The 11,530-nt window shown below is 38.3% G+C and carries 8 protein-coding genes, 1 tRNA gene and 1 pseudogene; 7 read left to right on the top strand and 3 right to left on the bottom strand.

Annotated features, from left to right (window positions below; translation table 11 throughout):
- Nucleotides 1-16: 16 nt before the first annotated feature.
- On the bottom strand, nucleotides 17-1,126 hold the full coding sequence (locus tag HMPREF0023_RS06630) for a transglycosylase SLT domain-containing protein (RefSeq protein WP_005084391.1): 1,110 nt from the start codon (nucleotides 1,124-1,126) through the stop codon (nucleotides 17-19).
- A gap of 374 nt (nucleotides 1,127-1,500) precedes the next feature.
- Here HMPREF0023_RS06630 and greB point away from each other — a divergent pair, with 374 nt between their 5' ends.
- Nucleotides 1,501-1,977, top strand: a complete 477-nt coding sequence (greB, locus tag HMPREF0023_RS06625; protein WP_008941558.1) for a transcription elongation factor GreB — start codon at nucleotides 1,501-1,503, stop codon at nucleotides 1,975-1,977.
- Nucleotides 1,978-2,084: 107 nt separating this feature from the next.
- Nucleotides 2,085-2,174, top strand: a tRNA-Ser gene (locus HMPREF0023_RS06620).
- 16 nt (nucleotides 2,175-2,190) lie between these two features.
- Here the strand turns inward: HMPREF0023_RS06620 and HMPREF0023_RS06615 are convergent.
- Nucleotides 2,191-3,399 carry a site-specific integrase gene (locus HMPREF0023_RS06615; protein ID WP_008941557.1) on the bottom strand — a complete coding sequence of 403 codons (1,209 nt, stop codon included), beginning with the start codon at nucleotides 3,397-3,399 and terminating at the stop codon, nucleotides 2,191-2,193.
- 1,088 nt (nucleotides 3,400-4,487) lie between these two features.
- Between HMPREF0023_RS06615 and mobC the strand changes: the two genes are divergently transcribed.
- Both mobC and HMPREF0023_RS06605 read left to right on the top strand, forming a co-directional pair.
- Nucleotides 4,488-5,057: a plasmid mobilization relaxosome protein MobC gene (gene mobC / locus HMPREF0023_RS06610; RefSeq protein WP_008941556.1), complete on the top strand. Its 570-nt coding sequence runs from the start codon at nucleotides 4,488-4,490 to the stop codon at nucleotides 5,055-5,057.
- A gap of 38 nt (nucleotides 5,058-5,095) precedes the next feature.
- Nucleotides 5,096-7,525 (top strand): hypothetical protein, encoded by a 2,430-nt coding sequence (locus HMPREF0023_RS06605; RefSeq protein ID WP_008941555.1) that lies wholly within the window; start codon nucleotides 5,096-5,098, stop codon nucleotides 7,523-7,525.
- A 151-nt stretch (nucleotides 7,526-7,676) separates the two neighbouring features.
- On the opposite strand, the gene HMPREF0023_RS06600 is transcribed toward HMPREF0023_RS06605, so the two are convergent.
- Nucleotides 7,677-8,012, bottom strand: a complete 336-nt coding sequence (locus HMPREF0023_RS06600) for a hypothetical protein (RefSeq protein WP_008941554.1) — start codon at nucleotides 8,010-8,012, stop codon at nucleotides 7,677-7,679.
- Nucleotides 8,013-9,048: 1,036 nt separating this feature from the next.
- Between HMPREF0023_RS06600 and HMPREF0023_RS06595 the strand changes: the two genes are divergently transcribed.
- From HMPREF0023_RS06595 to HMPREF0023_RS06585, 3 genes and pseudogenes are all read left to right on the top strand, one after another.
- Nucleotides 9,049-9,657, top strand: coding sequence for a hypothetical protein (locus HMPREF0023_RS06595; RefSeq protein WP_008941553.1), 609 nt, complete (start codon nucleotides 9,049-9,051; stop codon nucleotides 9,655-9,657).
- 30 nt (nucleotides 9,658-9,687) lie between these two features.
- On the top strand, nucleotides 9,688-11,274 hold the full coding sequence (locus HMPREF0023_RS06590; protein WP_008941552.1) for a CAP domain-containing protein: 1,587 nt from the start codon (nucleotides 9,688-9,690) through the stop codon (nucleotides 11,272-11,274).
- Between the two features lie 14 nt (nucleotides 11,275-11,288).
- A pseudogene (locus tag HMPREF0023_RS06585) lies at nucleotides 11,289-11,530 on the top strand (SEL1-like repeat protein); the annotation flags it as partial.

Genomic DNA, 11,530 nt, shown 5'->3' with positions numbered 1-11,530 from the left:
TAAGCTTTTTTTTGCTTTAGACATTGATCAAGTTACTGGTCTTGATATGTTCTAAATAGGTACGAATACGTTTTACGTATTGCACGGCTTGTTTATAACGACCATTTCGAGCTTGGTTACGCTGTAAATAATCATATAAGTTCACCCATTGGTTAGGATCTTTTCCTTGGGCTTGGATACGCTTCTGAATTTGTCCGACTGCTCCAGGCCCCATATTGTACGCTACAAGCGCATACCAATTACGGTCGGGATAAGGGACATGTGCAAACTGATCCAGCATCAAGTCATAATACTTTGCACCACCTTGAATGCTCTGTACAGGATCAGTGCGATTGGTTACACCCATTGCTCTCGCCGTGTTATTGGTGAGCATCATAATCCCACGTACACCTGTTGGTGAAACAGAGGTCGGTTTTAGATAGGATTCCTGATAACCAATGGCGGCCAATAGATGCCAGTCTAGATTGTATTTAGAAGCACTTTGCTTAAAACTTGCCTTATAAATAGGCAAACGCTGATTCAAGTCTTTTTGAATGATAGACCATGACTCTGGCTTAACCACATTACGATTATAAAAGGAAGCAAGTTGTTGGGTCGTGCCTAGTTGTTTACTTTGGCACACAAAACCGCTGGCAGTAAGTGTTAAAGGATCATCAGCTTGTTTAAACACCCAATTTAATTGGGGGTTTAAACCATTACTACTTAAACTTGCTTGATCACCACAACTTGCTGAGAATGAAACCAATTGTTTCTTTTCAATATCTGCAATTGTTGAAGTGGTCATTGCGAAATTGGCTTTGCCTTGTGCAATCCATTTCAATGCAGTTGCATTGTCTGGGACTGTTTTAAAATCAAGTTTTACATTTAAGCTTTGTGCATAGTTACGTGCTAAATCGTAACCAAAGCCATGTAAGAATTGATCTTCTTTAAATACGATGGTTGGGTTTTCTACGGCAACCACAGTTAAAACATTTTTTGCTACAACAGTATTGTACTGGTGAGATTTTTCTGCGCTTAAGCTATTGAAGGGAATAATTACAACACCTAATGCTAAAGCTTGAAACGGGAGTTTAGAAGATAAAGAGTTAAGGCTAGGCCTAGACCCAGAACTTGAATTACTGTGCATGTTGTCTCCGCTACAGGTAATTTATGCCCTAAAAGTTCAGCAAAACGATGCCTTAACTTTTAAAAGTTGATAAATTCAATAAGGGTGGGCAAGTCATGACGTCATTCAAAATGACATTGGGTTAATCGGGAAAATGATGTAGATGTTACACATCATTCACAAAGTGTATAAAAAATAAACAAAAAACTAACTTAGGGGCGCATAATAAGCGTCCAAAAACAGATTGTCAAATTTTGAGCAAGAAATAAATGATAAATACATCACAAACACATGATTTAAAAAAGAATAAAATTTATACACTTTAGTGATGGTGAAATAAGGAATACAATGCAAAAACTTGTAAACAGATTGTTATCTTCACGTATTTTCAACTTATGAAATCAAATTTAATTACCCGTACGGGCCATGATTTATTGGTCGCAGAACTAAAGAGACTCTGGCATGATGAACGCCCCGAAATCACTAAAAAAGTGAATTGGGCTGCGAGTTTAGGCGATCGCTCTGAGAACGCTGATTATCAATACAACAAACAATTGCTCAGGAAAATTGATCGACGAGTACGCTATCTTGGTAAACGTTTAGAAGAGTTAAAAATTGTAGACTATGTTCCTGAACAAGAGGGAAAGGTTTACTTCGGGGCTTGGGTCGAGATCGAAAATGAAGCGGGTGAACAAAAAATTTTGAGAATTGTTGGTGTTGATGAGATTTATGATCATCATCCTCAACATATTTCGATTGAATCACCCATGGCGCGTGCATTATTAACTAAACAAGTTGATGACGAGGTTGAAGTGCATACCCCATTGGGCAAAAAGGTTTGGTATATCAACTCAATTCGTTATGAAAAATAGAAAATCTATAAAAATTCAGCTTGTTGAGTTTATTTTGAGCATTCAGTTTATAAATTTGAATAAAAGGTTTGCCAACTTGCACTTTTATTTATATGATAGCCGCCATTGGAAGCGTGGCAGAGCGGTTTAATGCACCGGTCTTGAAAACCGACGAGGGTGTGAGTCCTCCGTGAGTTCGAATCTCACCGCTTCCGCCAAATATCTGAAAGGGAATCAAACACATAGTTTGATTCCCTTTTTCTTTGGCACAATTTTGGCACTATTCGAAATTTTAGCAATCTCTTCTTTGTTCTTATCTGAATTAATCCACTTCGCATAACGCTTCATGAGCATCACCAGACTATGACCCAACTGTGAAGCCACATAGACTGGATTGAGTCCATTCATTAAGCATACAGTCGCATATGTATGACGAGTGTTATAGGCAGGGCGATAGCGTATGCCGTTTGCTTTCAATGCAGCCACAAACTTTTCACTCAATGATTTTTGCGTAGTAAATTCCTCGCCAGTTTCATCACAGATAAATACATGCTCATATTTGAGGTAGGTTAGTAATCTGAGTTGTTGAAATGCCTCGAAAGCAAAATCATTTAAATCTACAAATCTAGCTTTATTTGTTTTAGTGGTTTCCTGCTGAACGCCGTTCACACGACCTTTATTGATGTGGATCTGTTTATTTAAAAAATCTACATCCTGCCAAGTGAGCGCGATAATTTCTGATGGACGGCAACCTGTCCAGAATGCCACCACAAAGTACCAATACACAGTTGGGTAGTCTGCAAGATATTTCTCTCTTAACCAGTTCAGTATTCTTTCCCTTTCAATTTCATTAAATGGATCAGGTTCAGTTTCCTGCGTTTTCTGATTCTTTAATCGATCACATGGATTCTTATCAATAATCTCATCATCATTGGCTAACTCGAATGCGCCGCGTAATGGAATCAAAGCATCATTTCGAGTCTTCGCTGAAGACCATTCACGTCCATTCACCGCGCTACGCAACATTTGGCTGCTGATCGTATTAATTGGCATGTCAGCAAATAATGGCATCCACAGCCGTTCCAAAATTGATAGATATTTTTTCTTGGTGCCGTGCTTATGATCTGAAAGGTTATAAAGGTATTCTTGGGCATACTGAGCAAATGTCGGGCCATGTGACGCTGGCAATGATTCTTGCGCAGCGTCAGCTTTTTTGAAGGGTTTGACCGTAACCGCTTCGATATCCTCGATTTTTAATATCCCGTATTTAGCCTTGTTTACAAAATCTTCTCTAATCTTAGCCGCCTTACTGAAGTTGGCTGGTGTGTCAGTAAGCGCGAGGGTGAACCACTCGCGCTTACCGTTCCATTTAAAGTTAATCTGTATTTTTCCCGATCTTGCTCGTGTGCCAGTTGGTAGACCTGTGCGGCTTGTTCGACCCATGCGTTGTAACCTTTTAAGCTATATAAAATTTTACGAGCAGACACTTTTACCCAGACTTTTCCCTCATCCCATATTGGACGTAGGTTTTTTAAGTTCGAGATCTGTTCGCCCGTGAGTTCGCAAAACTTATCAGCGGTGACCCAGTCAACGAGTTCAAAATGTTTATTCATTGTTGAACCTCCGCATTCTTATTCGAAAGTCTTGCTACAGTTTTTGTATATCTAATAATTAATTTTATTAGATAAAGATCTATAATCATTTTGACCTCTTCAATTTTTAATACAGTTGAAGAAAGCCTTGTTGTCTTAAAATCCTCATTTTGGTAATTAGGATCTGAAGAGTAAAACAAGTTTCTATACTTTGAAAGCTAGCATATTTTTTTATTTAAAAATGATTTTGGTGTAAAAGATCAAAAAATAGGTTTATTTCCTAAGCTAATTTTATGTTTATTATGATAGTAATTAATCTTTTGTATGATCGAGGTTGTTTTTAAAATTTGATGTTGGGGTTTTAAACTTGAGAGTGTTCGGTTTTTAATATTTAAAGGCCGTTTTTTTTATTTTTAGATAAATATTTCATTGGATTAAGATTAATTTATATTGAATTTTAATGCATAGTTTGTCTCTGTGGGATTATTTTTTACTAATTTTATAGATTTTTTATTGTTGAGATAATTTATTCAGTATTTTTTAACTAAGTTTATGTTTTTAAATTATATTTTATAATTATTTTCTTTGGATATTTATCCTTTGGTAAGGTTTTTTTAGTTATTCTTTGATGATTATAATAATCTTGATCTTTATAAAATTTAATATAACACTTAATAGTCTAAAGTACATTAAATATGATTTTAACCGGTCGAGCCAGATTACCCATGTCCGTACAAAATCACAACAAAAGTTGTGATTTTGTACGAATGGGATCTGGTTGGCTTGCAGCCAAACCGCTACTTTTAATGGGGTGTTTTAAATTTTTAGAGTAACTATTTATTCTAAATAAAAAATATTCTTATTTTTATCAAAAAACACTTTTTTTATTTTAAAAAGTATTATAGCTTAAAAATAGATTGATGGTTTTTTGGATATTTTATGGTGAGTGTAAATTTTGTTAATAAATCAAAAAGATTAAGTCGGCTTGAATTACGTTTAAATGATTTGGAGCTAGATTTAATTAAAAAATCAGCAAAGATATTAAATAAAACCACAAGCGATTTTATTCGGTTTTCCGTGAATCACTATATTCAAAATATTTTGAATGTTGATCAATCTGCAATTCGTGAATCGCATGTCGTTGCCAAGCAAGTATCCCATCGCGGAGTGGAAGAAGATAGCAAAAGTATTGCATTCCAACTTGCAAAAATTGGCAATAATCTCAATCAGATTACCCGTGCAATTCACATTAGCAACAAAATCGGAAAGCCAATTGACTTGCTTCGAACTTATCTACTTGTCGAAGACTTTTTAAAAAAAATCTATCAACTTTATCCACTTCCTTGTGCTCCGTCACTGCATCGTTCTGATGAAACTGTTCAGCGCCGACATCAGCATATTGAACAAAAATATCTCGCCGATTTATTGCGACAAATGCAAGTCGTTGGAGACGGTGAACTTGAATCAGTTTCAGACGCTGATCTTTCTGATGACCATATAGAAATTTAATTTTATTTCCTTTTTTATTTTAAACGGGAGGGTAGTTCATGTTGATTAAGATGTTGAGGCATGGAACGGGCAGTGCAGCACGTGCAGCGGCCTATGTCCTCGATGAAAAGGATCACATGAATATTGTACGTCCGCATGTCGAAGTGCTCTGCGGCGATCCACATCTCTTTGCAAAAATTGCAGACAGCTCTCCTTATAAGCATAAATACACGTCTGTTGTCATTGCCTTTGCAGAAGAAGATCGACCGACTAGTGTTGAAATTAAAGATGTTCTGAAGCAATTTGAAGAGCTTGCATTTTCGGGTTTAGAACCTGACCAATATCATATGACGGCTGTTTTGCATCAGGAACCAAACGGTTCAAAACATATTCATATACTTGTGCCGAGACTTGAACTTCGATCGGGACGGTCGATGAATATCTCACCTCCTGGCAGGTTCCAAAAGCATTTTCATATGTTGCAAGACAAGCTGAATTTCGAATACGGTTGGGCAGATCCGAATGATCCCGACCGTGCAAGATTTACAAAAAAAGGTCATGAGACGTATTTGCAATCTGCACTAAAAAAGGTTGGAAAAGATCGAGAGAATTATAAACAGTACATTGAAAACCTGTATTTAAAACTTTTATACATATCATTGAAACAACTAGAAAAAAAACATGCTCAAGTAATTCCGTCCGAACTTTTAGTCAGAAACCGTGATGACTTTATGCAGTTTGTATTAAACAACAAGCTGGCAAATGAAGTAGTCAAAATTCGAGAAAAACAGTTCAGCCTAGTTCCACCTTTCGGCAAAAAACCTATTTATTTTCAAGGAGAAATCTATGAAAAACAATTCAACATCGAAAAATGTTCAAGAACAATTCGAGAGCGTATCAAATCTCTTGAACAAGTTCGAACAGCAGATCGAGAACGTGGAAACGATGAGCAGCGAACAGTTAATCAGATTTCAAAATACACTCGAACGCCTAGTGCACAACTTAGAGATCGAGCAGAACAAGCTTTACAAGGAGCTCGACAAGCAAGAGCAGATTACAACAGACAGCGTTATGCGACTGTTACAGCACAAGAAGAACGAGACCCAGATTTTAATCGAAGGATTGAAATCATATCGAGGAGACTTGAAGCAGAATATCAGCAATATTCAAATGACGCTGTTATCGCATCTCAACGAAATCAATACGATAATGCAAAAGCATCTTCAGCAGAGCAAAGTCCAACTACAACAAACGATCGAAGACAATCAGAATCTGATCAAAACCCAGATTCAGAACAATACTCAGGAAGTCTCACAAATATTAGAAGACCAGAAGGAACAGTTGCAACAGCAAGTAGATCAGGCATTAACTCAGTCGATCACTTACAACCCGAAATTGATTCTAAAAATGTTCATTCTCATGGCGCTTGGAATGTGGCTGCTGAATATTTTAACAATATTACCCGCGAACTATTATTTCACACAGCCGATCTTAACCAAAAACGAGACCGAAATTTTGACGGACGGCAGGGGCAATCGTTTCCGAGCAATTACTTCTCCGAAATGGATCGATTGCAATACTCTGAATTTGAACAAAAAAATGGTTCATCCGACGGAACCGAATATTCATCTGACATTTCCATGCATCGTGGAGAAATAAGTCATGAAAGAACAGCAACAAACGACTATTCAACACCACAACGGCAGCGACACACAGCAGATGATTTTGGATTTACTCGAACAAATGAGTTTAGCTTTGACGCCATCCTCGCTGAGTACTATGCAAGGCTTGCAAGAAAACGTCGAGAAGATGAAAAAAAGGCTCAGCGTGATCGAGCATTACGAGCAGAGCAACAGAGACGACATGAACAAGATCTTGAAAATCTTAGGCTTCAGCAATCCGTCAGACTTGAGCCAGGCCGAGATCAGTTTATTTCAGAATATTGGATTGATGATCAAAGAGTTACAATCGAGGCAGGAAAAATTAGAACAGTTAGAGCAACAGCAGCAGTTACAGCATCAGAAAGAGCAGCGACTTCAAGAACAGAGCATGTTATGCGCAACACAGATCAACAAACTACAGCTCTTAACAACCAGCTTGATCAAGCGCTTCGATGTTCTAGAGAAGCAGGAGACGAATTTGAAACAGTTGCAATTGCAACAGCAACTACAAATCAAAGACTTAAACGAGATGATGTTGAATTGTATTCAGAGTATGAGCAATTTAAACAAAATATGCGTCGACTTAGAGAACAAGCAGATGCAGATCAGGAGCATGCAGCAACAATGCAACAGCAATACCAATATAATAGAGAGCATTCAGCAGAACTTACAGCAACAATACTGCAACTTGCAAAGTTCGTTGAAGAAATTGTCAGGTTGATCATGAACTTAATTGCTACCATGCTGGGGCAGCAATATAACATTCAACGTCAACCACAAGTTGACTCTAAACAGCAGAAATCAAATGACGATGGTCCTGAATTTTAAGCAATCACTTTTAAACATAAGAGTTGTATTTATTTTAGCGTTGCTACTGTCACTGATTGCATTCAACGTTATTTCTGTTTAATCGATAATCACGCAGTCGATTTATACAGTGCACAGTAGCAAGCTAAAAATTCATTAATAATTAAGCGAGTTAAATAGAACGGATTCCCAAAACACGTTGTGCCCGTTCAAGCATCTTTTGACGTTGGTGTGTTCGGAATGCCCACAATGAAGACAAATTACTCTTTTGATTGAGTTTGGCAACTTCGAGAATTTGTTTATCAGTCATTTCATACATACACTGACGAATGATTTGATGTGCTTGTTCGAGCTCGTTGAACAAGGAATTTGCAGTATCAACCGCAATATAAAGATTTGCCAATGTTTGGCGTTGCGGATTTGAAATAGATTTGCCTAGTTCAACAATGAGTTGAGAAGCTTGTTTTTTAGGTGTGCAAGTGTTTGCACCATGAAGAATTACGTTCATAGTCTTTCCTTTCGATAAGTTTTAACACTTACCCCCAACACTTTCCTACGGTGATGGTGGTAGCTTTAGCAGGGGTAGGAAATACCGCTCGAAAGGTCACGGCCAGCCAATGGCTGCCCTGCAAAGCTACCATAAAGGCTGCTTAAACAGTAGGCAAAAAAATAGCCGCTAGTGCGACATTGATTTGCACCTTTCGATAATATCAGGTTCCTACGCCTGAACACAGATTTTGCTGTGTAAAACTAGGTTAGCTGGGTATACCTTAACCTGTCAACGATCCCGTATGATATTTTTACATATCTTAACATTAAATAATTAATTGATTATACTGAAGAAATATTAAATTTCTGACGGCTGGAAAACTTTTTATTAAAAGTATATATGGACGGCTATGTCAGCCTAATATTTATAAGAATAAATAGTAGGCTTATCCATAAAATCAAAATAACCACCTTGATGGGCTGAATTTTACTTAAGTAAAATTCAGCCACTTAACTTTCTCCGTCCGAGTTGTTTGTCTAGATTTTAATGGTAGTGAAATTGACTAAAGCGCTGGATAAAATTAATATGGGCTCGCTGGTCTACATTGCCAGCGGGTTTTAGCAGACCCTTCGTAAACAAAGAAAGAATATAAAGTTTGACTTTATATTCTGCTGTACCCACTCGTCCCTCTTTTCTCTATGGTAGGGCGGAAGGGGGACGTCTTTGTACGTGCTGGTTTCTTTGTTTACCAGTCTGCTAACCCTCTTTCGTTCTGCCACCATTATTTAGCAGTAATTTGGTAGAACTTCTTTTTAAACAAAGGAGCTTCTTATGCTGTATCTATCTTTTCTCATTTGTGTCTCGCCACCTGTTCAACCTTGTTGTGCTTTTCAACGAGGACTATACGGCTAATTTAATTTTTAGGCTGTATTAAAAAACTTTTTAACAAGAACAATCCAACGGTGGATGGCTAAATCACGCCTATAAAAAATGGACCTTTTATATTTATATCTGCTGGTGATTGTGAATTGCATTGAACATGCGGGGATCAACCATGACTGAATTAACGAAACCTAAAATCATTCCAATCGAAAACCGTCCACAGAAATCCAAGCTCTTTTTAAAATGTGTAGTCTTGCCGATTGTGATCTTTCTGATCGTTGCCAAAATCTTTTCCTTTGGATGGTTTGGCTACTTTTTCTTTGGCTTTGACCTATTCTGGTTTGTGATTATTTATTACCTCTATGAATACGGAAATACTTACTTTGACGGGATGACCGAACAACTGAAGCGCCAAGGTGAAACCTTTAATTACCAAAACCGTGGGGTCTGGATTAACAGCCAGGACAAAACCATCATCCTGTTTGATCAGCCCGATCAACGCCTCGTTAAATATCCATTTGACTATATTACTTCTGTTGGCCATTACAATCTGGTTGAAGATCGCTTTAGAACCACAACCACTGTGATCAGTAACCCAATGATGGGAACCCATGTTAACCAACAAGTCCATCGGTCCCCGATGAAACGTGAGTTTCAGGTCAATATTGGAACACGGGATCAATTTAAGCCAAATTATAGCCTTAAGGTGTTATTCCCTTGGCGTAGTCCAAAAATGGCCAGTGAAATCCGTCAACTCCTTTCGGCTGATCATTATCAATAACAACAATATAAAAATTTAAGGCAGTCAAACATGATGATTTCAAAAACTTTTATGCCATCTGTGCTGATGCTAGCAATCAGCACAGTTATGGTCGGATGTGGAGGCGATGGTTCGGGAGGAGATTCTGGTTCATCCAATGGCGGTGGAACGGGCAATCCAGATAATGGCAATACAATTCCTAAGCCCGTGACCTGTGCTGAAAGCCAATATCTGGAAGAGGGTGCATGTAAAAACAAGGCAGTGCAGAATATCCAGTCACTACCATTCAGTACGCTGATTCAAGGTCAAAGTTATCCATTATCCCTTCAGACAGATCAAGGGCTGGCAGTGACGTTTAGCAGTAACACCCCCAATATCTGTAATGTAAGTGGTAATGAACTCAAAGCCCTAAAGGTTGGACAGTGTACTCTAGCACTGACACAGGCAGGGACAGCAAAAGTTTTACCATTCAATAGCAGCATGACCGTCAATGTGACTTGTGCTGCCGATCAATATTTAGAAAATAATGCGTGCGTGAATAAGCTTAAGCAAACTATTACCCCGCTAAAAATAAAATACGTTCTGACGGAGAGTATTTATTCATTGGATGCTGAATCCAGTGCCAAACTGCCTGTCACGATTAGCAGTCTTTCTTCATCAACCTGTACCTATAGTCAGGGTGAACTTAAGGGGATTGGTGCGGGGGCATGTACCCTTAAACTCACCCAGAAGGGTGATACCAAAACACTGGCAGCAGAGAGCCAGACCATCAGCTTTGATGTATTTAAAGCTTCATCCATGAGCGAGGCACCTGATCTCAACAACTGTTATGCGGGTAAGCTCAGTGCAAAGTTTAGAAATGGATTCTTAAATGAAATTAATACGGTTCGTGCTTTGCATGGGCTACCAAGTATTACATACGATTATGCCCGTGAAGATGAAATGATGCAGACGGCGCTGATTCTTGCTGCCAACAATATCTTGACGCATTATCCTGAAGCTAACACAAAATGCTATTCAGATATTGGTGCTGTAGGTGCAAGGACCAGCAGCCTTGAGATGGGGGTCAGAGCCAATATGTATGACAATCCGCCTGCGGACACTATCAGAAGTTTGATACATGATTATTTTAATGTTATGGCAAATAATGTAGGACATCGACTCTGGATGCTCAATCCATTCTTACAAAAATCGGCGTATGGTTCAGTCAATGCCCCATCATTCAGGGATACCCGATTCCCTTACGTTGTAGGGACTTCAATTAAAGTTGTTTACCCTTTTAATAATTCAACCACTGCACCACTCGGTGTGATTGCCTATCCCTACCACAACTATCCTGCAAAATATTATATGCCGGGTTCAATCCTCTCTATTTCAGTTTTAACCGATCAAAAGAATTTCTTTGCCAATCGCAATGTGGACTACGCCAAAGCTAACGTTGTTGTCACTGAACGAAGTAGTGGAGCTAAACAGATGATCAGCAATATTCGTTATGAAAATATCGGAGTTCCCAACCATATCCAGTTTAACTTTGATGATTTAAAACTGAACGTGATCTACGATGTCAAACTCAGCAATGTTCTGGTGAATGGTCAGCCTAAAGAATATTCCTATTGGTTTAAAGTCGATGACAAATAAAGGACAGAAATCAAATGAAAAGTTTAATGCTTCACCTTGTTGTAGCCATTGGTATTATCGGGATCAGTTCAACAGTATCTGCTGAAACTAAGAAAGTGAACTTGTCGGCAGGACTGAACTATGTACTGTCACAAGTCGTGACCAAAGGGGATAATAATCAAAGTAACCATAGTATGGGGATGCTTTACTACTTAGGAAAGAAGGGTGTACCTGTAGATCATAAAAAAGCGGCTGAATGGTTTTCCAAGGCAGCAGC

This window comes from Acinetobacter sp. ATCC 27244, from assembly GCF_000156555.1.
Lineage (GTDB): Bacteria > Pseudomonadota > Gammaproteobacteria > Pseudomonadales > Moraxellaceae > Acinetobacter > Acinetobacter haemolyticus.
Note: the sequence above shows the minus strand (reverse complement) of the source record. Positions and strands in the feature narration are given on the sequence as shown.